At 57.9% G+C, this 26212-nt stretch carries 28 protein-coding genes; 6 read left to right on the forward strand and 22 right to left on the reverse strand.

What is annotated here, in order from left to right:
• Nucleotides 1-158: 158 nt before the first annotated feature.
• On the reverse strand, nucleotides 159-1469 hold the full coding sequence (locus tag AC58P5_RS08975; RefSeq protein WP_497385799.1) for a purine/pyrimidine permease: 1311 nt from the start codon (nucleotides 1467-1469) through the stop codon (nucleotides 159-161).
• Nucleotides 1470-1715: 246 nt separating this feature from the next.
• Between AC58P5_RS08975 and AC58P5_RS08980 the strand changes: the two genes are divergently transcribed.
• Nucleotides 1716-2699, forward strand: a complete 984-nt coding sequence (locus AC58P5_RS08980) for a ketoacyl-ACP synthase III (RefSeq protein ID WP_497385800.1) — start codon at nucleotides 1716-1718, stop codon at nucleotides 2697-2699.
• A 93-nt stretch (nucleotides 2700-2792) separates the two neighbouring features.
• Here the strand turns inward: AC58P5_RS08980 and AC58P5_RS08985 are convergent, their stop codons facing one another.
• The 7 genes from AC58P5_RS08985 to AC58P5_RS09015 all read right to left on the reverse strand — a co-directional run bounded on the left by AC58P5_RS08985 (nucleotide 2793) and on the right by AC58P5_RS09015 (nucleotide 7692).
• A complete protein-coding gene (locus AC58P5_RS08985; protein WP_497385801.1) occupies nucleotides 2793-3239 on the reverse strand; it encodes a hypothetical protein in 447 nt (148 codons plus the stop codon).
• Nucleotides 3236-3637 carry an alpha-helical endospore appendage domain-containing protein gene (locus AC58P5_RS08990; RefSeq protein WP_497385802.1) on the reverse strand — a complete coding sequence of 134 codons (402 nt, stop codon included), beginning with the start codon at nucleotides 3635-3637 and terminating at the stop codon, nucleotides 3236-3238. Before AC58P5_RS08990 ends, AC58P5_RS08985 begins: the two co-directional genes overlap by 4 nt.
• 65 nt (nucleotides 3638-3702) lie before the next feature.
• On the reverse strand, nucleotides 3703-3993 hold the full coding sequence (locus AC58P5_RS08995; protein ID WP_497385803.1) for a hypothetical protein: 291 nt from the start codon (nucleotides 3991-3993) through the stop codon (nucleotides 3703-3705).
• Between the two features lie 136 nt (nucleotides 3994-4129).
• Entirely contained in the window at nucleotides 4130-5380 is a 1251-nt protein-coding gene (locus AC58P5_RS09000) for a hypothetical protein (RefSeq protein WP_497385804.1), read from the reverse strand.
• Entirely contained in the window at nucleotides 5377-6189 is an 813-nt protein-coding gene (locus AC58P5_RS09005) for a glycosyltransferase family 2 protein (protein ID WP_497385805.1), read from the reverse strand. Before AC58P5_RS09005 ends, AC58P5_RS09000 begins: the two co-directional genes overlap by 4 nt.
• Nucleotides 6190-6425: 236 nt before the next feature.
• Nucleotides 6426-7034: a DUF1796 family putative cysteine peptidase gene (locus tag AC58P5_RS09010; protein WP_497385806.1), complete on the reverse strand. Its 609-nt coding sequence runs from the start codon at nucleotides 7032-7034 to the stop codon at nucleotides 6426-6428.
• A 28-nt stretch (nucleotides 7035-7062) separates the two neighbouring features.
• Nucleotides 7063-7692 carry a DUF1796 family putative cysteine peptidase gene (locus AC58P5_RS09015; protein WP_497385807.1) on the reverse strand — a complete coding sequence of 210 codons (630 nt, stop codon included), beginning with the start codon at nucleotides 7690-7692 and terminating at the stop codon, nucleotides 7063-7065.
• 175 nt (nucleotides 7693-7867) lie between these two features.
• On the opposite strand from AC58P5_RS09015, the gene AC58P5_RS09020 reads away from it, so the two are divergent.
• Complete coding sequence (locus tag AC58P5_RS09020) at nucleotides 7868-8263, forward strand: hypothetical protein (RefSeq protein ID WP_497385808.1); 396 nt, start codon at nucleotides 7868-7870, stop codon at nucleotides 8261-8263.
• 109 nt (nucleotides 8264-8372) lie between these two features.
• Complete coding sequence (locus AC58P5_RS09025; protein ID WP_497385809.1) at nucleotides 8373-8837, forward strand: hypothetical protein; 465 nt, start codon at nucleotides 8373-8375, stop codon at nucleotides 8835-8837.
• A 130-nt stretch (nucleotides 8838-8967) separates the two neighbouring features.
• On the opposite strand, the gene AC58P5_RS09030 is transcribed toward AC58P5_RS09025, so the two are convergent.
• Nucleotides 8968-10200, reverse strand: coding sequence for a glycosyltransferase family 4 protein (locus AC58P5_RS09030; RefSeq protein ID WP_497385810.1), 1233 nt, complete (start codon nucleotides 10198-10200; stop codon nucleotides 8968-8970).
• Nucleotides 10201-10455: 255 nt separating this feature from the next.
• Between AC58P5_RS09030 and AC58P5_RS09035 the strand changes: the two genes are divergently transcribed.
• A complete protein-coding gene (locus AC58P5_RS09035) occupies nucleotides 10456-11370 on the forward strand; it encodes an NAD-dependent epimerase/dehydratase family protein (protein ID WP_497385811.1) in 915 nt (304 codons plus the stop codon).
• 511 nt (nucleotides 11371-11881) lie between these two features.
• On the opposite strand, the gene AC58P5_RS09040 is transcribed toward AC58P5_RS09035, so the two are convergent.
• Genes AC58P5_RS09040 through AC58P5_RS09050 form a run of 3 tightly spaced genes read right to left on the reverse strand, consistent with a single transcriptional unit; the run spans nucleotide 11882 to nucleotide 14418 of the window.
• The gene (locus AC58P5_RS09040; RefSeq protein WP_497385812.1) at nucleotides 11882-12922 is read right to left on the reverse strand and encodes a glycosyltransferase family 4 protein; all 1041 of its coding nucleotides are present in this window, start codon (nucleotides 12920-12922) and stop codon (nucleotides 11882-11884) included.
• A 54-nt stretch (nucleotides 12923-12976) separates the two neighbouring features.
• Nucleotides 12977-13159 carry a hypothetical protein gene (locus AC58P5_RS09045; protein ID WP_497385813.1) on the reverse strand — a complete coding sequence of 61 codons (183 nt, stop codon included), beginning with the start codon at nucleotides 13157-13159 and terminating at the stop codon, nucleotides 12977-12979.
• A 32-nt stretch (nucleotides 13160-13191) separates the two neighbouring features.
• Nucleotides 13192-14418 (reverse strand): glycosyltransferase family 4 protein, encoded by a 1227-nt coding sequence (locus AC58P5_RS09050; protein ID WP_497385814.1) that lies wholly within the window; start codon nucleotides 14416-14418, stop codon nucleotides 13192-13194.
• A 198-nt stretch (nucleotides 14419-14616) separates the two neighbouring features.
• Between AC58P5_RS09050 and AC58P5_RS09055 the strand changes: the two genes are divergently transcribed.
• The gene (locus AC58P5_RS09055; RefSeq protein ID WP_497385815.1) at nucleotides 14617-14970 is read left to right on the forward strand and encodes a hypothetical protein; all 354 of its coding nucleotides are present in this window, start codon (nucleotides 14617-14619) and stop codon (nucleotides 14968-14970) included.
• A 74-nt stretch (nucleotides 14971-15044) separates the two neighbouring features.
• Here the strand turns inward: AC58P5_RS09055 and AC58P5_RS09060 are convergent, their stop codons facing one another.
• The 3 genes from AC58P5_RS09060 to AC58P5_RS09070 form a co-directional block, all read right to left on the reverse strand.
• Nucleotides 15045-15422 (reverse strand): hypothetical protein, encoded by a 378-nt coding sequence (locus AC58P5_RS09060; protein ID WP_497385816.1) that lies wholly within the window; start codon nucleotides 15420-15422, stop codon nucleotides 15045-15047.
• Nucleotides 15423-15568: 146 nt separating this feature from the next.
• Nucleotides 15569-16789, reverse strand: a complete 1221-nt coding sequence (locus AC58P5_RS09065; protein WP_497385817.1) for a sialidase family protein — start codon at nucleotides 16787-16789, stop codon at nucleotides 15569-15571.
• Nucleotides 16790-16814: 25 nt separating this feature from the next.
• Nucleotides 16815-18038, reverse strand: coding sequence for a sialidase family protein (locus AC58P5_RS09070; protein WP_497385818.1), 1224 nt, complete (start codon nucleotides 18036-18038; stop codon nucleotides 16815-16817).
• Nucleotides 18039-18245: 207 nt separating this feature from the next.
• Here AC58P5_RS09070 and AC58P5_RS09075 point away from each other — a divergent pair, with 207 nt between their 5' ends.
• Complete coding sequence (locus AC58P5_RS09075; protein WP_497385819.1) at nucleotides 18246-19442, forward strand: glycosyltransferase family 2 protein; 1197 nt, start codon at nucleotides 18246-18248, stop codon at nucleotides 19440-19442.
• Between the two features lie 77 nt (nucleotides 19443-19519).
• Here the strand turns inward: AC58P5_RS09075 and AC58P5_RS09080 are convergent, their stop codons facing one another.
• From AC58P5_RS09080 to wecB, 7 genes are read right to left on the reverse strand one after another with little or no spacing between them, the layout of a single operon-like run.
• Entirely contained in the window at nucleotides 19520-20602 is a 1083-nt protein-coding gene (locus AC58P5_RS09080) for a glycosyltransferase family 4 protein (protein ID WP_497385820.1), read from the reverse strand.
• Between the two features lie 40 nt (nucleotides 20603-20642).
• Nucleotides 20643-21386, reverse strand: a complete 744-nt coding sequence (locus AC58P5_RS09085; protein ID WP_497385821.1) for a glycosyltransferase — start codon at nucleotides 21384-21386, stop codon at nucleotides 20643-20645.
• Nucleotides 21387-21417: 31 nt separating this feature from the next.
• Nucleotides 21418-22263 (reverse strand): glycosyltransferase, encoded by an 846-nt coding sequence (locus AC58P5_RS09090; RefSeq protein WP_497385822.1) that lies wholly within the window; start codon nucleotides 22261-22263, stop codon nucleotides 21418-21420.
• Between the two features lie 37 nt (nucleotides 22264-22300).
• Complete coding sequence (locus AC58P5_RS09095) at nucleotides 22301-23308, reverse strand: NAD-dependent epimerase/dehydratase family protein (RefSeq protein WP_497385823.1); 1008 nt, start codon at nucleotides 23306-23308, stop codon at nucleotides 22301-22303.
• A complete protein-coding gene (locus AC58P5_RS09100; RefSeq protein WP_497385824.1) occupies nucleotides 23293-24135 on the reverse strand; it encodes a dTDP-4-dehydrorhamnose reductase family protein in 843 nt (280 codons plus the stop codon). Before AC58P5_RS09100 ends, AC58P5_RS09095 begins: the two co-directional genes overlap by 16 nt.
• Nucleotides 24132-25118, reverse strand: a complete 987-nt coding sequence (locus AC58P5_RS09105) for a polysaccharide biosynthesis protein (RefSeq protein ID WP_497385825.1) — start codon at nucleotides 25116-25118, stop codon at nucleotides 24132-24134. The genes AC58P5_RS09100 and AC58P5_RS09105 overlap by 4 nt, the downstream gene beginning before the upstream one ends.
• Nucleotides 25108-26202: a non-hydrolyzing UDP-N-acetylglucosamine 2-epimerase gene (gene wecB / locus AC58P5_RS09110; RefSeq protein ID WP_497385826.1), complete on the reverse strand. Its 1095-nt coding sequence runs from the start codon at nucleotides 26200-26202 to the stop codon at nucleotides 25108-25110. The genes AC58P5_RS09105 and wecB overlap by 11 nt, the downstream gene beginning before the upstream one ends.
• Nucleotides 26203-26212: the final 10 nt, after the last annotated feature.

Genomic DNA, 26212 nt, shown 5'->3' on the forward strand with positions numbered 1-26212 from the left:
AGCGACGCCGCAAGAGCCTCCGCCAGGCGCCGCAGCAGGGGACCCGGCGACTCGTGCTCCCGCGATGATGTCGCGGCAAGCAAAAAGCCTCTGACAGAGGAGATGCGCATATAACGCATCGGTCTGTCAGAGGCTTTTTTTTACATCCGGACGGCGGCTTACACCGTCCCGGAGGCTTCTTTTTTGCGCGCGGAACGTTCCCGGTAAAGAAAAAACTGCTCCAGGACGATGCAGACGAGCATCCCCAGCACGAGCCCGTTGTTGGCCACCGTACGGACCAGGCCCGGAAGCTGGGCGATCGCCGCAGCGGGTACAAACAAACTGCCGATGCCGATCATGAGCGATACCCCGATGATAAAATAATCGCGGTCCCCGCCTTTGAGCGAATGATATTCGCGCAGCGCGAGACCGATCATCGAAGCGAACGGCACGAAGATGACCGCATAGCCTACCGGCATCGGCAGAGAGGTGAAGATGGCCGTAACCGGCGGAAACAGGCTGATCAGCACCATGCACACCGAGGCCAGCACGAACGGCAGACGCTGAACCAGCCCCGTCGTCAGTATGAAACCCGCCGTTCCGGAAATGGGCACGCAGCCCATTGCGGAAAACAAGCCGCCGAGCGCCGTCGAGACGCCCATCATCAGACTCGTGCGGTTGTAGTTCACGGGGGGTGCGGCCGCAGTTTTATCGGCAGAAACCTTTTCCACGACCTGAATGCTTGCAATGAGGTTCGCGAGCAGCAGCAGACCGATCAGGACGGACGTCGGCAGGATGCCCGCATCCCACTGGGGAAGTCCCCACTCGAAAATCCCCGGCAGAGCGAATGCCGAATCCGAGGCCGGTACGTCCGGCGCGATACCCAGCAGCATAAACAAGACCCAACCGGTCAGCAGCGCAAGCAGGATCGAGTAATTCCGCAGGAACCGGCTGCGGGTCCGCGGCAGGAGCATCGAAAGCAGAAGCACGGCGAAGGCCGGCAGAGCAACGCGCGAATCCACGGCATCTTGCAGATAGCCGATTCCAAGCAGTCCTTTCATAAAAGAACCGCTGAGCTGAGCGACCAGAATCAGCAGGTACGTGCCTGTAACGAGAGGCGTGAACAGCTTGCGGATTTTTCCGATCCACCCCAGGGCGCCGAGCAGCAGGAACAGCGCTCCCGTCAAAAGCATGCCCATTTCAAGCTGGCGAAGACCGTCCGCAAGCGCCAGAGCACCCGAGGAGATCAAGCCCGCATACACAACGAAGATACCCCACCATAGGCCGGCGGGGCCTTCCATCATCGGCAGTTTGTGGCCGAAAAGCGTTTGCAGCAGAGCGGAGATGCCGATCAGCAGAAAAGTCCGCTGCATAAAAGTAGCGATATCCGCGGGCGGAAGATGCAGCGCATTGCCTACGGCAAGCGGAGCGACCAGGCTCCCGGCCAGAATAAAGGCCAGCCACTGAATCGTAGAAAAAAACAATTTCATGGGAACAAGACTCCTTGTCGGGCTTGACTATAAAGAAATCTTTACAGTCTTAAGGTATGTTAAAAAAATAATCATATCCCACCCGGACAAAGTTTGGCAAGAAATCGGGAAAAAACTTTTTACCGGGTCACAGACGAATTCCGTCAGCATACTATCGGCCGATTGACAGAGAGGTCCTTTTTAGTGTAAGTTAAATTTAGTACCTGGTACTATTATCAACTACCATATTATCGATGAGGTGATCGGATGAATTCGAAAGCAAGAATTTCCGCGGTCGGCAGCTATGTTCCCGAGAAAAGATTGACGAACTCCGACCTGGAGCGCCTGGTGGAAACGAACGACGAATGGATCGTGCAAAGAACCGGCATGCGGGAAAGACGGATTGCCGCTCCCGGAGAATATACGAGTCATATGTGCATCTCCGCCATCGATAACATGATCGCCGAATACGGGGTTTCTCTGGAGGATGTGGATCTGATCCTGACGGCGACCAATACGCCGGATCTTCCTTTCCCCACGGTATCCTGTCTCTTGCAGGCGCACTTCGGCATCCCGTCTACGGGCGCTCTCGACCTGAACGCGACCTGCGCCGGATTCGTGTACGCGCTTCATACGGCGAACGCTTTTATAACGGCGGGGCTGCACCGCAAAATTCTTGTGATCGGCGCCGATCACATGTCGGCTATTACCGACTATACGGACCGCACCACGTGCATTCTGCTCGGCGACGGTGCGGGGGCCGCTCTCGTTGAGGCGGCAGCCGGCGACGCTCCGGGCGCATTCCTCGGGCACCATCTGGGCTCGGACGGTACGGGCGGCGTGCATTTGTACCGCTCCGGATTGGCGGACCGGATCGGAGAGAAAGCTCTGGACGGTGCCGGAAAGCTTGTCCAAAACGGCCGGGAAGTGTATAAATTCGCGGTCGGCACGGTTCCCAAAGGGGTAAGCGCTCTGCTGGATTCGGCCGGTATGGCGATGTCCGAGGTAGACTGGTTTATCCCGCACAGCGCTAATCTGCGCATTATCGAATCCGTCTGCGAGCGTATGGATTTCCCTGTCGAGAAAACGCTGTACAGCCTGGAGTATTACGGCAATACCTCCGCAGCCACCATTCCGCTGTCGCTTCATATGGGATTGAAAGAAGGCAAAATCAAGCCGGGCGATCTGCTGCTGCTTTACGGCTTCGGCGGCGGACTCGTCCACGGGGGGCTGCTTGTGCGCTGGGGATAAGCCCCGCGGCACTTGCTCCCGCCGGAGCTTGCGCTCCCGCTCACACCTGCGCGCATACGCCAGCGCAGGCGGCTTCCGCTCCTTCCGCCCGGCTCATCCTGCCGGTCCGGAAGCCGCCGCTCCGGCAGCGTTCCCGCCGGATGCTTCCGCGCCGGGGCCGGCGAGCGCCCGCGTGCCCGAGCAGACCTGCTGCTGCAGCCACGGCTTCGCGGCGGTCATCGACCGGCGGCGTCGCGGCTGCAGCAGCAGGTCTATTTTGCGCTGCAGCACAAAATGATAGGCGGCCAGCGTCTGCAGAAGCCCGCTGGCCGAGGAACCGGGCCCGCTGCCTCCGGGAAACTCCTCCGGCGGAAGCAGCAGGTCGGCGGGCTGACTCCAGCCCGCCGTACCCGCTGCTCCGCGGGAGGGGTCCTCAGCCGATGCAGCGGCTCCCGGCAGTGCGGCGGCCGCCTCGGTTACGCGCAGCATCGCCCGCTGGCTGCGGGCCAAAGCCTGCAGCATCTCGATCTTCCAAGCCTCCTCTGTCAGGCGCGGGTTCATTTGGTCCCGCCTCCGAGCAGCTCGGAGTAATCGCCAGCACCACCGCCCGGCTGATTTTCCTGTTCCCCGATTACAATCTGCAGATGTCTGCCAAGCGATTGTTCCATTCTAGTCATCGCCTCAATCAGCTCGATCAAACCGTCATGAATTTCCAGAGGCTGCTGCACCTGATCCTGATGCGTGGCAAACTGCTGCGCCGTCAGATGACCGCATATCCACGCTTTCGATTTTTCGGCTTCCGCCGCTTTCGCTTCCAGTATCGACGCGATGCTCACCTGCATTTGCGCCACGGACTGGAGAATCCGTACGAAGGAGACTTCCCTGCTCACAAGCTCCGCCCGCCTTTCTTTCTTTTCATGCCTTGCGTATTCCGCCCTGCCCGACTTCCGATTCCGCACGTTTCGGCTCTCCGCATCCACTTCCGGCAATTTCCTTCCAGCTTATGGCTCCCGTCTATCGGAGGTTACTCGTTCTCTTCGCCGTTTTCCAATTCCTTCACGGCAAGCCCAAGATTGGTCGCCAGCGCTTCCTCCAGATCCGCGAGCGAGGACAAGTAACTCGTTACATTCCGCGTCACGTTAACCGACTGGTTAAGAAGCGTTTCGATATCCGCGAAGGCCGGGTTTTCATCCGGAATTTGACCGATGAGTCCCGCCATATGCGCGGCTACCTCGCTTTTATAATGAAGAATTTTGGCGAGTTCCAAATGTGATCTGGAAATATGCCTCACCAGCGTGTCTTTTTCGCGTTCCATCCCGTACCTCCTTCTCCTGCACTGCCCGGGTTTCTTTATTCAAAAGTATATGCACGGAGTACCGCCGGTGTCCGCGGACAAGACGGCATCCCGAGTTTGACCGGGTTTGGCAGTCCGCGCTTCATCAGTTCCGGCTTCACATGCTTTCCCGTGAAAAATCCTCCGTGGCGGACGTCTCCTCCGCTATACCCGGAGAGGCCGTATCCGCAGCATATCCCCGGCGGCGCCAATTGTCCGGATAGAAAAGCCGCGGACCGAGCCTTTCCATAGCGAGCCTGAGCGCTTCCAGATGGTCCGAGGCCCTGCTCCGGTCCAGCCAGGCGAAAAGCCGATCGCCCCTCGCGGACCGCGTATTCCCGCCGGAAGGCCGCACGGAGGAAACCGCGATGCCTTCCAGCAGAGCGGCCCCATGCGCTCTGGCGGGATGGGAGATCTCCGCCCCGAGCTTTGTCACCGCCTGGCGGGACAAGGCATGGGGCAGGACGGTCAAGCTGTCCGCCCGCAAATCCCGGCGGCCCAGCGTGTAGTTGACGAACTGCTTCGCCATGACTTCGGGCGGGCGCTTGTGAAAGAGGGGCAGCTCCGCGGAAACGCCGTACAAGGCGGCATCGCTTCCCTTGGCAACAGCGCCGGCAAGCGCCGCGATTTCTTCCGCCGCAGAAGGCACGGACGCATCCAGGAACACCAGGATGTCGCCTTCCGCCGCCTCCGCTGCCGCCAGCCTTTCGTCTCCACCCCTGGAGGACCCGGCCCCGGCGCCAACAAGCTTCACTTCCGCCCCAAGGCGAGGGACCGCAGCCGCTTGAACCAGCGCCGGTGTAACCGCAGCGTCACGCGAAGCGAGGATAACCTCGTGCAGAGCCAGCCTCTCCAGCTCCCCGAGCAGTCTAAGCAAGGGTGAATCTTGCACAGTGAAGGCTTCCGTTCCCGCACTGTGTAAAAGAATGACGGCGGACACCCGCAGATCCGAAGGAAGCGGAAACCAGCCTTTATCCGGCAGCCCCGCTCCCTCGCAGTACCCCTGCGCAAAAGCCGATGCGGCGGCCGCATACTCCGGTCCTGCGGGGTTCAGACCGCTTAGCACTCCGCCGTGGCGGACCCAGAGATCGTTCATCTGTCTGCGCGCCTGCGCTTCCTCAGTCTGGGCGGAGCCGCCTTCTTCTCCGTCTGCGGGAGCGGACCGGACCGGTAAACCTGCGGCGAGCAGACCTCCCAGTCTCCGCCCGGCTGCCGCAAGCTCGGCAAGCCGCCGTCCCTTCAGGGACGTTCCCCCTTTCGCCTTCGCGCCGGATTTCCCGGGGCTTCCGTCGCGGGTCCTCGTGCGGTTTCGCGGCTTCAGCCCTTTCGCTGTGCCGGACGGCTTCTTCTTAGTCGTCTGCCGCTTCATCCGCTCCCTCCTTCCCTGTCTCCGCGGGGAGCGAGCACTGCCGCCCCCTCCGAATACGCTGCGGCTCCGATCCAGACATGCAGCGCTTCCAGATGATCGCCTATGATCAAGTCCCCGACGGGATCGCTTCCGGCGCTCTTTCTCCTCCTCGGATTCTTGGCTCCCACGGCCGCATATTCCACGGCCCTGACGTTCAGCCCCTTACGCAGCGCAAGCGCAAGCGCCTTGGGCGGAACGGCGAGCGCCTCCGCGCCGATCTCGCCTATCGCCCTGCGGCTTAACGCGTGCGGAATCGTCGTCAGCGACGTTCCCGCGAGGTCCGGCCGGTCCAGCATCGCGGTCAGCGCATGCTTGGCAAGGACAACGCGGTGGACACTGTCACGCCTGACCGGACCGGTGTAAGTGTTCATGGCTACATCGGCCCCGTTTTCCACGGCTTTAACGAAAGCGGAGAGCTTTGCGGCAGGAATCACGATATCCCCGTCGGTAAAAAGCACAATATCTCCTCTGGCCGCCCGCGCTCCGACGGCTCTGCCGACATCATGGCCGAGCGCCGTATCGAACGCGATCATCCTCGGTCCCATTTTCTCCACGATGCGGCGGGAACCGTCCGTAGAGCCGTTCACTACGGCAATCACCTCCACGCTCGGATGAACGCGGTACGCTTCCCGTATGACGGCCGCAAGAGACCGACGCTCGTTGTAGACCGGAATTACCACGGACACTTTCGGAGCGGGATCGTTACGGTACGTATTCAGGCTTCTTTTGCCCCGGCTTTGCGCAAGCGGTGTCTTCCGTCTTTTCTTCACCTGCCGCTCACCTCCGTCCCCTTCTCTGCGGCATCTTCTTCCTATCGTATGGGCCGGGTCGCCGGATCGGGAGGGCGGATGTGGAGACGCGCAAAAAAGGGCTGTCTTTTCCGCCGGAGTAAGCGGGGCCATGCCCTTTGAAAGGAGCTTGAACACCCGCCGTGCAGGACCGGCAGCGAACTGCCGGCACAAAGCCCCGGGAGCGGACGGCCCTTTGGGACCGCCCGTCCCCGGATTCAGCCCAGGCTGACGTCTTTGAAAAGCGTATCCCAGCAATCCGGGTTGATGCTGTAGCAGCCCACCGCGCACGTCCGGGGGAGGGACCACTGCAGGTCTGCGATGCCGTCGGCATTGCTGTGATTGATTATCAATACCCGGTAATCGTAATTCACAAGCCCGTTCAGCACCCGCTCCAGCTCCCGCGCCTCCTCGTAAGACGCGTTCGTGCGGACAAACAGCAGCCGTTTGCCGTACGTCAGGTAATGCAGAGTCCGGTAGATGCGCCGGTCAAGCCTGCTCCTGAATTCCGGATATGAAGCCAGATGGAAAATATGATTTTGATTCTGCGGAAAATCATGCGCTGAAATAATCCGGGATTTTCGATCCTTAATTAAAAAATTGCCGCCTGCGTAATCGACCCCGATCGCTTTCAGATTAGGGAGCTCCATAAAGCCTTGGAATCTTTTTTCCAGTACCCCGCTTATGTCTTCCAATTCGGATATCATCCAGTCGAATACGCCCGAAAACGAACGCAGGTTCATTCTTTTCAACTGAATGGAGGGGGTGCAATTCTCTCCCAGGCTGTAAATCATCTCATACTTTCCGGCTATTCCGCTCAAATCCATGGACGCTCCGTCTCCCTTCTGCCGCGCCTTATTTCAAACTGATACCGGCAAAAAAAGTATCCCACCAGCGGTCGCTGTTAAAATTCCAGATGTCGGCATAGGGGACCTGGACGGCGCACGTATGGGGCAGCGGCCAGTCTAATTCGACCAGTCCCGGAACCTGTTCATATTCCACCAGCAAGATCTTGTATTCGTGCGTGACCAGCCCGCTCAGCACCTGCTCCAACTCGGCGGTCTCCTCGTACGTTCCGTGCATGCGAATGAACAGGATGCGCTGTTCCTCGCTTAATTTTTTTAAAAACCGGTTAATCCGGCGGTTCAGTTTCTCTTTGAATTCTCCGTAGGTGAAAAGCTGTTCCGGCGAATTCCGGTTTACCGGAAAATCGTGTACGGATATCACGCCGTAAGCGGAATCCTTCACTTGATAGTTAGGCTGAAGGGTAACCGGCTCCACCACGCTCATATTGGCAAACTCCATGAATCCGTCAAACCGTCTGCCGAGCAGCCGGTTCACGTCCGCGAGCGAATCCGACATCATCCAATCCAGCACGCCTGCGGAAGAACGCAGGCCGTGCTTCTCCATCTGAATCGCCGGCAGGCAGTTTTGTCCAAGGCTGAAAACGGCGTCGTAGCCGCCCGCCAAATCTTGTAAGCGCATCGTACTCCCTCCTTTTGGCATCTTCTTGTATACAATGCGAGAAAGGGACATTCAGCGTGGACCCCCGTCCTTGCGCGGAAAAATGGACGCGCACATCCAATCCGGCGTTGCGCCCCGGCCATACTCTGTTAGAAGGATGTGAACCGCCAGCATCCGCATCACGGAGGTGAAGGTCATGTACAAGTACTATCAGAAGGTGGAAATAGATCCGCACACGCACGCGCTGCCGCTTCAGGCGGGCGATCAGGAAGTGTTTCTGTGCCCCCTTTATTTGTATGGAATTACGCCGGGAATCCGGATTCTTTTCAAAGTAAGCATAGCCTGGAGCAACCCCGTCACTTACGACATCGGTGAGCTGGAGCTCAAAATACGTCGCGATCATCCGGGCGGCCCCGTCGTCGAGAGCAGCGAAGATTCCCGCTTCCGCGGTGGAACGGCCAAGATGGAGGGAGAGGACGAAGGAGGCTCGGCGGAAATCGCCGTGTACTACTTGACGGCGCGTTCGCCCGGGGGCAAAGCGCTGATCGAGGGGCCTGTTCTGTTCGAGGGATTTGTCCTGGAAGAGGATTAAAATTCGTGAAATGGTTGTTTCTCCCCTGCTACTTGGCCGTTTCGAAACGGCCGGAGAGTGAATTTACTAATCTTGTAAGACTACTCTTTTCAAAAGGGGATGACATACCATGGCTACCATTTTGGACTATCAGACTAATGATGCTCTCATTGGCGGAGGTTCCCTGCCTTTTCCGGTGACGAATCCGCTGCTGGGCGGCGTCGAGCTCGAAGTCGCCACAATTAACCTGACGCCTGCGGCGACTACCAATCTTCTCCGTTTCGAGGGAACGATCGGCTGGCAGCCCGACCTTCTTCTCGCGACTCCGCTGCTTCCGATTCTACAGGTCAGAATCCGTGTGGGCAGCCCGCTAGGAACCGTCATTTACGAGACGGACGATTCAGCTCTGATCGGTACCGGTGTTCTAACGACCATCACGGACAACATCTTGACGGTTTCGTTCCAGCATTCGATTCAAGCTTCGGTCGTTCCGGCCGGTTCGCAGCCCTACTTCCTGACCGTTGCCGTCCGCGGACTGGGCAGCATATCGATTCGCGGACCCGTTCACTTCGGGGCATTCGTTATCGCTCCGTAAAGGGAACTTTTGCGGCAAAAGCAGACAGGACCCTATCCTGTCTGCTTTTTGTTGCGTCCGGCGGCGCTTCGTTTCAAACAAAAAAACCTCACGGTCTAACGTGAGGTTTATCCGTGTTTATCCGCGTCGGTTAAAATCGTCCCCGGCTGCTTGCGGCCGCCAGATAAGCCTTCATAAAATGCTCGGTCATCCGGTCCAGAGACCAGCGCTCACGGCCCGAAACACGGGCGGCTTCGCCCAGCCTCAGCCGGAGGCCGTCGTCGGCAAGCAGCAGCTCCAGGTGAAAGGCCAGCGTGCCGGTGTCGCCTACGGCGGAGACAAACCCCGTCTCTCCGTGCGCGACCATCTCCGGGAGTCCGCCCGCATTGGAGACGACGGCCGGCTTGCCCGCCGCCTGCGCTTCCATGACGGCAAAGGGCTGGTTATCCTGTACGCTCGGGTGAACGAAGATATCCGAGAGCACGAGGATGGCCGGCACGTCTTCCCGGTGCCCGAGGAACTGGACGTCGCCCTCAAGCCCGGAAGCGCGAACCTGAGCAATCAGCTCGTCGCGTCTGTCGCCGTCGCCGACCAGCCAGCAAACCCAGTCGCCGCGCTTTTGTTTCAATTTGGCCAGGGCCTCGATCAGAAAGTGAATGCCCTTGATCGTTTCCAGACGCGCCGGGCACACGATCAGCTTTTTCCCTTCAGGACGGACCATGGGCGTACCGGCAGCGAGCTTGCGCGCGAACGGCTCCATATCGAACCCGTACGGGGATACTTCGATATGCCCGGCGGGTACGCCGTAATCCCGGGAAAGGACGTTTTTCAGCCAGTTGGAGGCCGTTACCGCCTTCTCCGCCGCCATGGCGCCGTGATATTCGAGCGTACGGTAATACCGGTGTGCCAGAGGCCGCAGCGCCTCGGAATCCAGTCTGCCGTCCTCGTCCAGCAATATTTTGATCTCCCTTGCCAGAGATCCGTGAAGGCTCACTATCAGGCCGGTGCTTGGAGGCCGTACCCGGTTTAATGCGATCGAGGCAATCACGTCCTGGGCATGGATGACGTCGTACTGCTGAAGTCCGAAAGAAGCTGCGGTCAATTCCATGCAGTAGCGGTCCATTTCCACCCGGTGCACGAGCGGGTCCTGATGAAGGACCGGCAGCGCGCTCCGGTTTAATTTTGCCTGAAGCATGTGCATCAGGGCGTCTTTCATCACCTTTTGTCCGGTTCCGTAGATGTAGTACTTCGGTTCGTCGGGTCCGTTTCCCATTAGATCGACCTGATGCCCCCAGCTTTCCAGCCGGTTTTTGAGCTGAAGCATGAACGGCCATACCCCGCCGAGATGGGGAATCGGCCAATAGGTCGCGAGTAATATTTTCAAGAGCCTTCCCCCCGTTTCGCCTCTGTTTCCTTCTTCACCGGCGTCCCTGCAGCCCGCACCGTTTGCGCGGAGAACAAGCATCTTCTTCTATCATATGGACGGGATAACCGGATTGACATGGAGAGCGGCCTCTATCCTGCAAAAAAGGCGGTGAAATCCGGCCGGACCCGCCGATTCGTCCGCTTGTGCCCGGACCTTCGCCCCGCTGCTTTCATACGATATGAAGGATACAAGCACAGAGAAAAGAGGTGCGTTATGAAAGCCTTAGTCACCGGAGGGGCGGGCTTTATCGGCTCTCACTTGGCGCAAACGCTCGCGGACGGGGGCCACGAAGTCCATGTGCTCGACAACTTGTCGAGCGGCAGGGCCGAATGGGTGCCCCGTCAAGCCGTTCTTCATGTCCTGGATATCAACAGCCTGGAGCTTCACGAGCTTATCGAACGAATCCGGCCCGAAGTGGTGTTCCATTTGGCCGCTCAAGCCGACGTTCAAAGATCCATAGCCGATCCCTCTTTTGATTCGCAGGTCAATATTACCGGAACCGTCTCGCTGCTTGAAGCTTGCCGGAAGTCGGCGGTGCGGCGGTTCGTCTTCGCTTCGACTTCCGGGGTGTACGGAGACAGCGGGCACGAAAAATTATCGGAGGATATACCGGCCGCGCCCATTTCGTACTACGGTCAGTCGAAGCTTGCGGCGGAAGGGTATATCCGGATTTTTCACAAGCTGTACGGGCTGCCCTATACGATTCTCCGTTACGGAAACGTGTACGGCCCGAGACAGACGCCCAAGGGGGAGGGCGGCGTAGTCGCCGTGTTCCTACAGCAGCTGCGCCGGGGGCAGCCCATTACGATTCACGGAGACGGCGGGCAGACCCGGGATTTTGTTTATGTCCGGGACGTGGTGGAGGCCAATCTGGCGGCCGCCGCATCTGCAGGCTGCGGGCTCTACCATGTCAGCACGGGACGAAGCACGTCCATCCGGCAGTTGGCCGAACTCATCCGCGAAAGCCGCTCGGCGCCGTCCGTTCCGGTCCTATTCGGCGAAGCCCGGCCCGGCGATATCCGGCACAGCTGTCTGGACAACGGCCGGGCACGGGAAGCGCTGGGCTGGAGCCCCCGGTACCGTATCGCCGACGGCCTGCGGGAAACCTGCGCCGCTTTCCTGGCCTAAGCCGGCCGGCCGCTGTTTGCAGCCAGCGGCCGGAATCTGGCGCTCCCATGCCGATAGGAGGCCGTCGGCTTGCTGATGCCGTGCTTAGGCCATGCCGTGCCGGTGCCATGCTGATGCGGTAAGCAGGCCATATCGTGCCGGTGTCTGTGCCGGTGTCTGTGCCAGTGCGTGCCGGTGCCGTGTTCTTGTCCGTGTTCTTATCCGTGTTCTTATCCGTGTTCTTGTCCGTGTTCTTGTCCGTGTTCTTGTCCGTGTTCTTGCCCGTGTTCTTGCCCGTGTTCTTGCCCGTGTTCTTGCCCGTGCTCTTGCCCGTGCCGGTGCCAGTGCCTTGTCAGTACCGTGTCAATACCGTTTCAGTAACGTGCCATTGCCGTGTCGGTACCGTTTGAGTACCGTGCCATTGCCATGTCGCTGCGTATCGTCCCATCCGAATACGCTGCCGCTGCCAAAAAAGCAAGCCCCGGTCTTTTCCGGATTATCCGGAATACCGGGGCTTGCTTTTGCGAAAAAGTCAGCGGCTGTTCCAGATATCGTGGATAGCCTGGGCGAACGCGTCTACACTTCTGGTCCACGGCCATTGATACGAATCGTACTGGCCCTGGAGAGACAGACGGGCCCGGAGCTCCTTATCGTGGATCAACCGGACGATGTCCGCCGCCAGCCGGTTTTGATACCGGTAGGAAAGGAGGCAGTTGTGCTCGTGCCTCGCATAATCGGCATTCCCGCCCGAATAGGTCGTGACGAGCGCCGCCCCGCATCTCATGGCTTCCAGGCCGGGCAGCGAACCGGAATCGTAAAGCGAGGAGCTGACGTAAATGTCGGTTTTGTTATAGAGGTAGCGCAGCTCCTCGTCGTTATCGGGCAGACAGAATTGAAAGCTGCCCGTATCGCGAAGACGCTGCAGACTCGGTGCCGTATGAAATTCGTCGGGCGGGCAGATCAGGTTTATTTCCGTATCGGGATAATGGTGTTTGACGAATGCAAGCTGGCTGACCAGATAATCCTGGTCCCGGTGCCAGGCGATCCCTCCCTCCGAATTGCGGACGACAGCGGAAATTTTGACAGCGGGCGGGGTGGAATCCCGGAGGTTCAGATTTTGCATGAACGGTCCGAGTCCGATCGGGACGATATGTCCGCGGATGCCGTGATTGAGCTCGATCAGCTTCTGCTGCCACTCGGACAGTACGATAAGATGCGGCGTCGAATGATAGGTGGGGAACGTGATATGATCGTCCGGCAAAAAAGTCGGCTCGTAACAAAGACTGAACCGGGCATGAACGCTCCTGTCTCGCTCGCTCGCTTCTACGCATGCGGGCACGGTCGTGTAGAAGTTGGAGACGACTACGTCTCCGGGCGGGATATCATCCGCGTCCAGCGTAATGCTGTGACGGCCCCGGACGATTTGGGCCCGGATATCGAACTTGACTTCGGCATGAGCGGGCATCACGATAGTGACGTCGTAACCGCGATCCGCCAATCCGTTCGTAATTTCCGCCAGCATCCGCTGGGCCCCGCCGAAATTCAAGGTGAGGATAGGAAACACCAGCCTCATGCTATTCCTCCTTTCATGGACACGTCAGTCTTGCCGGTTCCCTGCGAATCGGCGCTACCCGTTCGGGTGGTTGTTCAAAATATGCTGGATGGCCGGGTCCGGCATCCGGTAGTTATCCGGGAGCCCGGCTCTGATCCGGTTCCACAGCTCATAATCGACGAGATACTCCGGGTTGGACACTTGCACGGAAAAAAGCGAATTGTACAGGTCGCCCATCACGTACACTTTCTCGCTCATGATCATTCTCCTTTCTGCTCTCGTAAAGAAATTCAGCCTTGAGCGGCTTTGGCGATTGCCCTGCCATACACATCGAGAAGCCGCTGGACCATGAGATCCATGGACCAGTGGACGGCCCCCCACTGTCCGGCCTCTCTGCCCATCGCTTCCCGCATAGCGGTATTCTCGAGCAGCGCGTACAAGTGGGTGAACAACTGCTGGCTGTTGCCCGACGGGAAGATAAGACCCGTACGGCCGTGCTCGACCATCTCGGGCACGCCCGTGGCGTCGCTGACTACCGACGGCTTCCCTGCAAGCTGCGCTTCTATCAGCGACAAAGGCTGATTGTCCACATAGCTCGGCTGCACGAAAATATCGGACTGGGCAAGCAGATAGGGCACGTCGCTCCGCCTGCCCAGAAACTGGACCGTGTCCAGCAGCCCGAGCTCCGTGCACTGCCGGTTAAGCTCCGCCGCCAGGTCGCCTTCTCCCACGATCCAGCAGACGAAATCGTCCCGCACCGTCCGGAGCAGGCCGACCGCCTCGATGAGCAGGGATACACCCTTGATCGGGATGAGGCGGCCGGTGAAAATAATGGCCTTTTTGCCCGGCGGCTTATAGATCGGGGTGGCGGAACTTGCCATCTGCGAATAGAAATCGTCCGTAGCGTACCCGTACTGAAACACCTCGACCTGCTGCTCGGGAACGGAGTATTCCGTGGTCAGCAGCCGTTTCAGCCACTGGGAAGAGGCGATCGTAATATCGCTGCCCGTGGCGCCGAGATGCTCGATAGCCGACTGGAACCGCCAGATGATGGACTCCCCCAGGTTGACGTTATTTTCAACCAGATGCAGCTTGATCTCGTGGGCCACCGAGCCGTGCAAGCTGGCGACGAGTCCCGTCCGCGGAGATTTGACCCGCCGGAAAGAACGCGTGGCCAGGACGTCCTGCGTATGAATCACATCATATTGATCCAATCCGAAATAGGCGGCGGCCAGCTCCATGCACAGGGTGTTCATCTCAAAGTGCGAAAGCCAGGAGCTGGAGTGAAGGACCGGATACAACTCGGGGCTTATTTTCTTTTCCAGAAAAGGCCTTACCGCCTCTTTATGAAAAACACGGCCGCTGAACGGCATATGAAACACACTTTCATCTTCGCTGTTGCCGAATACATCGACCTCGTGGCCGAGCGCCTCCAGCTTTTCCTTCATTTTGACCATAAGCGGCCATACTCCGCCCAAATGCGGTAACCGCCAGTAGGTAGCGAGCAGTATCTTCAAGAATGTCCCCTCTTTTCTGCGTGAGACTCACAAACTGCGTCATAGCACCGGCATGCCTTTATCCCTACACTATATGCGGCTATCTTCCTCCTTCACGGGTCGTTTGCCTCACCGGGATCAAAATGTGTACGTGTCCATACGTCTGCGCGGCAATTTCATATACTGAACTATGCCGGATTGAACGGAAGGAAGGTGACCATGTCTATTTACCGGTTTGACGCCTATGAGTTCGGACCGTACGACTCGCGCTATATCCAGTGTTTCGATCTTGTCTTTCAAAACATCGCCCAGCGGCATTTCGACGTCCTTATTCAAGGCTATCAAGGCCAGAACCGTTTTCTACTGGGGCTCTATCATCTGGACCCCGCTCCGCAAATAGGTTCGATTGCCCATCTGCCGACCGCATATAATCACAACCAGCCCTTTACGCTCCACATTCACACCAACCTGACCAATCCTTATCCCCTGGCGATGACTATGTACGCTAAAAACGAAGGGGGCCTTGTCGCAACCTTCACGACGAATGAATGGACGCTCGTCGATCCCCTATGACGGGATTTGCCCGTAAAAAAAGAGGCCCTTCTTCAAGAAGCGGCCTTTTAAGGGTGGTGTGCCGGATACGGAAACTAACCGCGCCCGATGGATGGAATCGGCGTCAGTTCCGATTGAAGAACACGATGAGCCGGCACAAGATTGTTGAACGTATCCAAACCGAAAACAGACGCCACGACCAGACCCAGCTGAGGGGCAACGACGGCTATCTGGACTTCATAAGCCAGAACACCCGAGATAAAAAACGTACGGATATCCACAAATTTCGGCGGCACCGTGTACGTCTGGAAAAAGAGAGGCGTCTTGGCAACCCCCGTGCTCAGGGTATAAAAGACTTCAACGACAATTTGAGCTGCGTTGACCGCGTCTTCATTGCTGATGCTAACGGCCGCATTAGCGGCGGCTGTCCCGAAATCCCTCGTATTAATAAGCATTCCCGTTGTAAAAGCCATTCTCTTCACCCCCTCTCTGTCAATCTCTCAAGCAGTATATTTTTCTTTGATATAAAAAGATTGGACGGTCCCGAGGCCGTCCGAATTTTTGCATATGCGCCTGCTTCCGGATTCTGAGTGTGTCTCCCATCTGGCTTGCATACCGGTTAATTGCCCGAAAAAATCGCCTGCGTCCCCGTTCTCGTATCGGTCCAGACGCCGATAAACCCGAAAGGCGGGATGGTGCTGATGTCCGTGTAATTCCCGATGGACGGAACGGGTGTGGCGCTGCCCGCATTCGGGTTGCTGGACACGGTAGACTCCCTCCTGTTAAAAAACGAGGTGCCCCCGTCCGCTGATATGGCCACATACGTATCCAAATCAAACCCGTTAATCTGATTGGAATAGTACAGAATGGTGACCAGCCCGCTTTTTGGAGACACGTCTATAGAAGGAAAAAAGTTCTGAGTGCCTGCCGGAGCTGACGTAACCGAGACGGGAGCCGTCCAGGTCAGTCCCTGATCGAAAGACCGGGAAAGGAATACGTCCGCGTAACCCTGCCGGTTATCCTGCCACACCGCGTAAAGAGTCCCGCTTGTCGACAGCGCCGAATTATCGACGGCGATATTGGCGCCGGTCGGCACTTCGAAGCCGTATCCCGTAACCGGCAGGACGCTGGGTACCAGCGCGACGGGCGAAACGATTACCGGTGTCTGGAAGGTAGCCCCGCCATCCAGCGAACGGCTTACCTCGAAGCGTGTAAACGGAGTTAACGAGATATAAGCCACATAGACAATCCCCGTCAGCCCTGCAACCACGTCCCCACGCGTCACAAAATCGGCGTCCGGCGAAACAAGGGCCGGGCGCTGCCAGGTCAGCCCATTGTCAAAGGAACGCTGGAAGAAAATAACGGAGCCGCCCACAAAGTCCGTATTGTATTGATGAACATAAACCAGATAAGCGCTGCCTTGATAAGTACTCGCCTGGGAATTGTCGAATGCCGCATTCACCTGCACGTTGTTGATAAACGTCGTAAACCCTTGAGCCGCAATGACCGGCGCTCCGAAAGTAATTCCGTTATCCGTCGATGTGTAGACGGCGATCGAGCCGTTGCCCGACGCATCGAAAACATGGGACGCCACGATAAATACGTTCGGAAACCCGTAAGCCACGACGTTGGACTCGCCGCCGATATATCCTGCCGGAAGCGGCAGAATAAGAGGTCCCCATGAGATGCCCTGATCAACCGAGCGATAGACGGCAACCCGGGCCGCTCCTGTCGTAAAATCCGTCGCAGACGCCACGATATTGAGCGCAGTCAGGTAATTGGCCGCCACGCTGGGTGTCTGGGCAAGCGTTCCGGCGGGGGATACCTGCGAATTTGCCATTTGTGTCTGCCTCCTTCTGGGAATGTTAAAATCCGCCCCACGTCGTCTGCGCGCCGGTTCTCGTATCGGTCCAGACGGCATAGAAATTGTCCGGCGGAACCGTACCGACATCATTGTAATCTCCGATAAGCGGCGTCGGGATGGGGCTGTCACCGTTCGGGTTAAAAGAAGTCGTCGTCACTCGAATATTCGTGAAAGTGCTGCCTCCATCCCTGGACTGGGCCGCATAAACGTCGAGATCGAAGCCGTTAAGCCGGTTCGTGTAATAGATAACGGTGATCGTACCGGTTTTGGGCGATACCGTTATAGCCGGGAAGAAATTTTGGGCGCCTGCCGGACTCGCCGTAATGGGAATGGGCGTGCTCCACGTTGATCCCTGATCCAGCGAACGGGAAAGAAACACATCCGCATACCCCTGCCGATAATCCTGCCAGACCGCATAAATATTGCCGCGTCCGGGGGACACAAGGGCGGTATCCGCCATAATGTTGGAGCAAGTTAGGACACGGAATTCGTACCCGGGAACCGGCAGTACAAGCGGAACGACCGATACGCCGGAGACGAGAACGGGCGGTCCGAAAGATTTCCCCCCGTCCAGAGACTGTCTGATGTAATAAGCTGCGGGGGTCGTCGTATCGATCCAGGCGAAGTAAAGCTCTCCCCGCAATCCGATTCCGACATCGGGACGCTCGGTATTCCTCATCACATTCGATAAAATCAACTGAGCTTCCCAAGTGATCCCTCCATCGAGTGACCGCTGAAAGGTCGCCACCGAAAAACCGCCCGCATCGACATTGTACTGGCGGTTATAAGTGACATAAGCATTGCCGAGAAACGGACTGGATTGGGAATTGTCGAAGAACACTTTGGTCCAATCGTTGTTAATGAACGTGCCGTATCCCGGATTGACGATCGTCGGTGCCGAGAAGCTGAGCCCGTCGTCCGTGGACCTGTAAGAAGCTATCGTGCCGCTGGAATTGCCGGGGAAAACATGCGCGACGATCAGGAACAGATTCGGAAATCCGTAAGCCGCAAAGGCGGCCTCCGCTCCGACAAATCCCGGCGGCAGGGGAAGAAAGGAGTTCGTCCAGTTCACTCCGGCATCCTGCGACCGGTATACGCCGGTGAGCGGTGGTCCCAGCGAAAAATCAGTCGCCGTTGCGATCATGATATTGGCGTTCAGCAAATTGACGGCGAGCGACGGCTCCTGCTTCGGATTGCCCGAGGCGTTTACTTGAAAATTAGGCATAGGGGCCCCCTGTCGAATGCGAGTAATTTTGTACTCCAATGTATGCCGGAGATCGGTCACGGGAATGGACAATCCGGAAATTAATTGCCTCCCCTGCCAATGTCCACACCCGTCAAATGCGGCGGAATAAACTGGAGTAAACATCCGGCGCAGCGGTGGCACGCTTGTCCGTCCGGGCAATCAGCCAGGAAAGAAGGGATTTTATACATGAGTGATGTCGGCATTGTCATGCCGGTGTATTTGCAGAGGCCTTCCTACTTGCAGGAAGCGATCGAAACCATTCTGAACCAGACGTATGCGGATTTCCGCTTTATCCTGGTGATCGACGGAGTATCGGAACAAATGGGACCGCAAATCCGGCAGTTGACCGCACATGACAAACGCGTGGAGATTTTAGAGAACGAACGGAATCTAGGCGTATCCGCTTCATTGAACCGTGGATTTCAGCGGCTTTTTGAAGATCCCGGCATCCGGTATGTGACCTGGGTATCGAGCGACAACCGCACCCATCCCTACTTTATCGAGCTTCTGCGGCATGAGCTTGCGAATGCTCCTGAGGAAGTCGGACTGGTCTACAGCTGTTTCCGTGAAATAGACGCGAACGGACTGCCCCTTCGCGACGAGGCCTTTCAGGCGGAATTCCGCCGGTATCAGAATAAGCCGAAAGAGGAGCTTCTCGACGTGTGCATTGTCGGCGTATCTTTTATGTACAAATCGTGCTACGCCCGGAAAATCGCCGGGTACCACATGGAACCCGTAGAAGACTATGAATACTGGCTGAGGTTATCTCATCTGTGCGATCTGCGGTATATTCCCGTGGAACTCGTCGAATACCGGGTCGACTCGGATTTCAGTATTTCCGCCAAGCTCAAAGGGTCTGTCGAGCAGCACCGCCGCTGGCGCAACGCTTTCCGTCTGACCAAAAAGCAGGCCAGGGAAAGACAAGGCATTCCTCTGGAAACGACCGTTTATCTACCGGTGGCCGATGCATCCGGAAGCCTTCCCGACCGGCTCGACCGCCTTTTGGACCAGTACTACAGCAACTTTCAGGTGATCGTGGTCGACGTAACCCCCAACCAAGTGTCGGCCGATCTTCTGCGCGGGATACGGGACCCTCTGCTGAGCACCCGCTTCCTTCCCGGCACACCTCCTATCGAGGCCGTTCATACCTGCCTGGAAGAGCTTGCGACCCCGTTCACTGCGATCGCATACCGGGAGCGTGATTTTGAATACATGGATCTGCAAGTCTTAACGGCCGCCCTGCGCAGCGCCCCCGAAGGCGCTTATTCCGTTTGCTACAACGGCAACCGGAGCGATCTCGCGTACCGCTTCGATCCTCGTGCAGGCATGCCCTCGACCGAGCTGTTTCGTTCAACGAAGCTGAAACAACTTCTGCTCCGGTAGACCGGCCGCCCTCCTTCCGCAATTCCGTCTCCGGCACGTATAAGCAAAATAACGCTTGGCGGAGTCCGCCAAGCGTTTTAAACGTGCTGCTTCATAAGCCCGATTCCAAGCTCGCCCAGCATATGGGAGAACTGCCTGGCGTACAGGCCGGGAGAAAACTGCTCCGCCGCATGCCGGCTCGCTCTGAAGCGGATTTCCTCGCGCAGCGGGACGTTGTCCATCAGCTCCGAAATTTGCCGGAATGCCTCTTCATGATCGTCGTGAGGATAGAACCTTCCCGTTACGCGGTCCGCGATAAAGCTCTTGACTCCGTCCGAGTCCGTTGAGACTACCGGACAGCGGCAGCACATGGCTTCCAGCACCGCATATCCGAAGCCCTCCACGCGTGAGGTCGAGAGCAGCACGCCGCCGGAATCGCCGATGATGGAATACTGCCTTGCCATCTCTTGGTGGGGGAGATTCGGCACTACCGTTAAGCAGGACCACAACTGGCAGTCCGCAACGAGCTTACGGAATTCTCCCTCTTCCGATCCGAGCGTATTGTCTACATACATGCGAATTTCGATCGGACGACCCCGCGTTTTGAACAATCGTCCGACCTCCAGAAGACTCCGCCAGTTCTTGTTCGGCTCGATCCTTCCCACCCAGCCGATGATGGGAACCGGAGCGACGGGATGCCTTTCAAAACGGAAGCTTTCCATATCGATACAGTTATGAAAGCTGAACCTTTTCATCCGTGCGTAGTACGTCTCGAAAATCCGGATCAGATGCGGGGTACGGGGATACAGCACGGCATCGGCGTGCAGGTAGAGAAGCGGGACAATCCGCTTCAGAATAAACTCCGCTTCCTCCACGCTCCCCAGCCCCTGCGCCTCGTAAACGATTTTGCCCGTGTAGCCGCTCGACCGCAGGGGCAAAATCAGTTCGGCCACCGTTGAGATGATAACCGCCTCGAACCGTTCGCGGTTTACGAGCTCCGCAATCTCTTGCTCGTCTTTCGTCACGTAAACGGGCACCCCGTCCAGATTCTGCATCCCCATTCCTTCATGCAAATAAAGCAGGCTGCACGAGATGCCGATCTTCTTCAGCGCGATAACCCGCTGGCGGTTCAGGGTCTCCATTCCTCCGCTCGGGATGTAGAACACGAATAAAAGCTTCATGGCACACCTTCCTTCAATCTGTTACAAAAGACCGGACGCCCTATCTCCCGGCTTCCATGGAAGCGATGCGGGCGGCAAGCAGCGGGTTGTAACGGGCTCGCAGCATATCCACCTCGCGCTGGATAGCCGGCTGGTGATTCCGGCTGCCCATCTCCCGGTGGAGCCGGTACTGGGTCAGTTTCTCGTTCAGGAACTCGATCCGGACCCCGGCTGCGGCAAGGCGAAGCCACATTTCAAGATCCTGCGTATACCTGAACAACTCGTCGAAATAACCGTAGTTCCGGAACAGATTTTTGTGCATCAGGATAGTGCAGCCGTTAATCGGGTTGTACTGGAGCATGTAGGTATAAAGCTTCGTGGACGTATTAAAATACTCGGTATTTCCCGGATCGGTAGGAAAATTAGGTGCATAGAGGATGCGTCCGTGTTCATTGACTATCTCGTAGTTCGTAAAGCTGATTTCCGCATTCGCCGAGGCCAGCCCGTAAAGCTGGACCGCCAGTTTTTGCGGGTGAAAGCGGTCGTCCGAACTGAGCCAGGCGATATACTCGCCGGAGGCGTGGCGGATTCCATGGTTGAGCGCCGAGGCGGTTCCGCCGTTCGCTTTCCCCAAATAATGAATCCACGGCAAGTACGGCGTTATTTTATCCTGATGCAGGGTCGAGCCGTCGTCTACCACGATTACTTCTTTATCGGGGTACGTCTGGCTTAGCGCGCTGACGATCGCCTGATCCACATAAGCGCAATTGTAAAAAGGGATTATGATGCTCACCCGGGGCGGCATTTCCCACCTCCTTCCCGCAGTCGCCTGCCCGTTATCTGCGCTTTTTAACCCCTTTGCCGGCCTTCCCTTTGCGGGATTGGACCGCTTTCGCCGGGCGCTTGCGAGACCGTGCAGCCGGGCGTTTGCGAGGCCGTATGGCCGGACGTCTTCTCCCGGACAGAAGCCGCCTCTGGCTTCGCGAATGCCGCAGCAAATGGGGCCGGTAACGGCTGCGGACGCTTAACACTTCCTCCCAGATGGCGGGCTGGTAGAGCCTAGTCCCCATACCGCCGTGAAGGCGGTACAGCGTAAGCGGGACATCCAGGAAATCCAGCTGAAAACCCGCCAACAGCACGCGGATCCAGAACTCGTAATCCTGGGTATACCGGAGCGTCTCGTCAAAATATCCGACCGCCCCGAACAAATCCCGGCGCATCATGACCGTGCAGCCGTTGACGGGGCAGATCGACAGGAAGGCGCGCGTAAATTCATGGGGATACCGGTATCTGGACGCCACATTCGCCTGCGTGACGGCTCCCGCCTCGTTGATCTGGTCGAAGGCCGTATGGCTGAAGATCGAGTTCCGTTCCAGCATGAACTGCACCTGACGCCAGATTTTATCCGGGTAAAAAAGATCGTCGGAGCTGAGCCAGGCCACATAGTCCCCGGTGGCGAGAGCAAAACCCATATTCAGAGCGGATGCGGCTCCCCCGTTCTCTTTTCCGATATAAATCAGCCGGTCCATATAAGGTTCCAGCTTATCTTTGTGCTGCGTGGAGCCGTCATCTACTACAATCAGCTCGATATTCGCATAAGTCTGGTTCAGCACGCTGGAAACCGCCTGATCCACGTACGGACAGTTGTAGAAGGGAATCACGACCGTTACTTTCGGCAGCATGCGTTCACCTCTTTTCCTTCTAAGGCGGGAGCGGTCGTCAGTTCCGCCTGTAATAGTCCAGCGCATCCGCCAGGGACGTTTCGAAAGGAATCCGCGCCGACCAGCCGAGTGCCTTCAGCGCCGAGACATCCACCGGTCTGACGGGCTCGGGACGCGGCTTGTTCTCGACCTCCAGAGGCAGCGCCGCAGGAGTCAGCGAGCGGAAGACCGAAACGATCTCGCCGAGGGGCCGCAGCCGCTCCGATCCGATCCGGTAGACAGCTCCGGGTTCTCCACGGCCGAGAATCGTTTCGTAGGCCGAGACCGCGTCCCGCACATCGAGATAGTCGCGTTCCTCGCCAAGGGACGACAGCCGGAACGGTTCCGGCGGACCGCCCTTCTCCAGCGCCGAGATCTTGCGGGCGAGCAGCCCGCAGATGCCGCCGGAAGGGCCCGGGCCGACCAGGTTGGACGGCAGCGCCACCATGATCTGCTGCGAGAACCACCGGTGCCAGGACCGGGCGGCGTACAGCAGCAGCATTTTGCTGAAGCCGTACGGATGCGGAAGCGGATCGCCGGGTTCGGCTGCGCCGAGCATGGAACCCGCAACGAGAATCCGCGCGTCGGGCCGCGTGCGCAGCGCTTCCAGCAGATACACGGAAGCCATCAGGTTCGCCTGCAGGAACGCCGCCGGGTCCTTCCACGATTCGGCGACGGAATTGCGTCCGGCCAGGTGGAGCACCCATTCCGGCTCTGCTTCCGCGACCAGCGCCTTCACGTCCTCCTGCCGGGTCAGATCACAGGCATAGAGCTCTCCGGCAGGCATGCCGGCGCCCCGTTTAGCGGACTCGGACTCCTGCATCGCACCGGGCCTAGTTGACCCAGGCGGCACGTCCGAAACATCCGCACAATCCAGCACGACGGGCGTACCCCCGTTCCCATGCTTGCCGTGCGGCGGCTCCGCATTTCTGACCACGGCGGCGACCTCATAGCCTTTGGCAACAAAATAATCACAGGCGGCGCGACCCGTAAAACCGCCCGCGCCGGTGATTAGGATTCGAGGCATTGCGCACACATCCATTCATCCAGTTCTTTCAGCATCGTTTCATACCCCGGAATGGCGTAGTTCAGATCGCTGCGCGTATTTTTAAGCGTCCGGTTCAAGCGGACGGAAGCGTTTTTGCGCACCTCGATATCCGTGCGTCCGAACTGCTTGCGGAACAGATTGAGCAGCTCGTATTTGCTTACCTTGACGGGAGCCGTCAAATGTACGAGGCCCGTTAACTCCGGGCGCTGCAGCGCATGCTCGACAAATTTGGCGAGCTCCAGCGTGGTGACGCCGTTCCAGTAAGCTCTCGTGTAGCCGCCCACTTCCCCTTCCTGACTCAGGAACCAATGGAGAAGCCCGATACCCGATTCCCGGATTTCGGGGCCGATGATCGACGTGCGGACCGTCAGGTGGGGGGCTTCCCGGATTTCCCCAAGCGCCTTGGACCGCCCGTATATGCCGGTACCGTCCGGCACGTCATCCTCCGTGTGGTCCCCGTGGCGGCCCGAGAAAACACAGTCCGTGCTGATATGAATAAGCCGGCCGCCGGCCCCGAGGGCCGCTTCCGCCAGATCGTGCGGGAAAATCCCGTTGACGCGATAGGCGTTAACGGGGTCCGCTTCGGCAAACTGGTTTAGAACACCGATACAGTTAATGACGGCATCGGGACGGAACGCTTCGATAATGCTCCGGATCCGGGCCGTATCCCTGGCATCGGCAAGCAGCCCTTCACGGTCGCTCCCGTCCCGTGTCGTGTAAGCGACCTGAAATCCGGGCAGACGGCGCAGATACCGGACCACCACATGTCCCGCCATCCCCTGCCCGCCGGTGACGAGCAGCTTCATGCAAGAAAACCTCCTTTAACGAGCAGGGCGCGGATCGCCTCTTTTTCCATCAAATTGTCTTTGGAAGAAAAGCTGCTGATTTCCGCCTGGGGATAAGGAGCGTAGTGATCCTTGAGCCCGGGAATTTCGAGAGTCGGCAGAATGACCAGATATTCCTCGTCGTAAAGCACCGTCGTCTGGCTTTCGAATTCCGTAAGCAAAATCTCGTGGATCTTCTCGCCGGGTCTCGTTCCGGTTTCCACAATGCCCACTCCCGTTTTGCCGGAAGCTTCGATAAGCACGTCGGCCAGATCTAGAATTTTGCAGGTCGGCATCGTCATGACGAATATCTCGCCGCCGACGCTTTCTTCCGAAGCTTTGAAAAGCAGGGAAATCGCCTCTTCGAGCGTCAGGAAAAAGCGGGTCATGGCCTTATCCGTAATCGAAATCTGATTTTTCTCGTGGATCTGCTTGTGGAACAAGTGAATCACGCTGCCGTTGGTTCCCAGCACGTTACCTCCCCGGACACAGACAAACTTCGTTTCCGTCCGTAAAAGATTGGCATGCACGATCAGCTTCTCCCCGATCGCTTTGGTCATGCCGTAGAAGTTGGAGGGATTCGCCGCTTTGTCCGTCGAGATGTAGATCACTTTCCTGACCTTGTTCTCGATGGCCGCTTCGATGACATACTGGGTGCCGACTACGTTGGTTTTTAGCGCTTCGTAGGGCTGCTCCTCGCAAACCGGAACATGCTTGAGAGCGGCCAGATGGAACACATAATCCACCGCCTCCGTCGCGCGGATCAAAGCTTCGCGGTCGCGGATATCACCGATGCAGAAGCTGAGGCGGCTATCCTCAAAAGAGCGCTGCATCGCCACCTGAGTCGATTCATTCCGGGAAAACACTATGATTTCCTTGGGGTCCTGCGGAAGAAGCTGCCGGATCAATTCATACCCCCAAGAACCGGTTCCTCCGGTTACCAATATCCTCGTATTACGAAACATGAAGGTTCCCTCCCAGTACATATTTCACGACTTTTGCCGATACGTCCGTGTCCAGATAGCCTTCCGGACATTCCCAGTCCCGGGGCATCCGCGTCATCAGGTCTGCGGCGGATACGATCCGTTTCGCGTCCAGTCCCGACACCACATTGCTGCCGCAGTCAATCGTCTCCGGCCGTTCGGTCGTCCGGCGCACGGTGACGGCAGGCACGTGGAAAATGCAGCATTCTTCCTGAACCGTCCCGCTGTCTGTCAGGACGCAGTCCGCATTCTTCTCCAGCTTCACGAAATCGAAAAATCCGAAAGGCTCGTGAAACCCGACCAGCGGATGAATGCTCAGGCTGTCTTCCGCCTCCAGACGGGACTTGGTGCGGGGATGCAGGCTGCACAGGATGCGTTTGCCGAAGCGTTCCGCCACCCCGCTCAGACCGTTCATGATTTCGCGCAGATGAACGGGATGATCCACATTCTCCGCCCGGTGAATCGTTGCCGCGAAATACCCGCCCGGCGTCAGATTCAGACGCTCCAGTACGTCGCTTTCTTCGATTTGGCCGCTGTAGTGCCGCAGCACCTCGTAGATCGGATTGCCGGTCCGGACGATGCGCTGGCTCGGAACGCCTTCCCTGACAAGATGCTCTTTGCTCTGCTTCGTGTACGGCATGTTTATCGTGGACACCGCATCAATAATGCGGCGGTTTTTCTCCTCGGGTACAGTCAGATCGTAGCAGCGGTTGCCTGCCTCCATATGAATGACGGGAATGCCCATTCTCTCGGCCAGTACCGCACCGAGGGCGCTGTTCGTATCGCCCAGCAGCAGGACACGGTCGGGCCGCTCCGCGTTCAGGATCGTTTCCAGCTCGCCGAACATCGTCGCAAGCTGCGCACCCAGAGACTGCTGCCGGTCCTGGAGCACATAATCAGGCTGACGCAATCCGAGTTCCCGGAAGAACACATCGCTGAGCGTATACGTAAAGTTCTGGCCCGTGTGCACCACGACATGTTTCTCCGCCAATTCGTCAAGCTTGCGCATGATCAGGCTCAGCCGGATAATTTCCGGCCGTGTGCCGAGCAACGTCACGATTTTCAACGGTGCCACC

It is taken from the genome of Paenibacillus sp. JT31N7 (assembly GCF_059692095.1).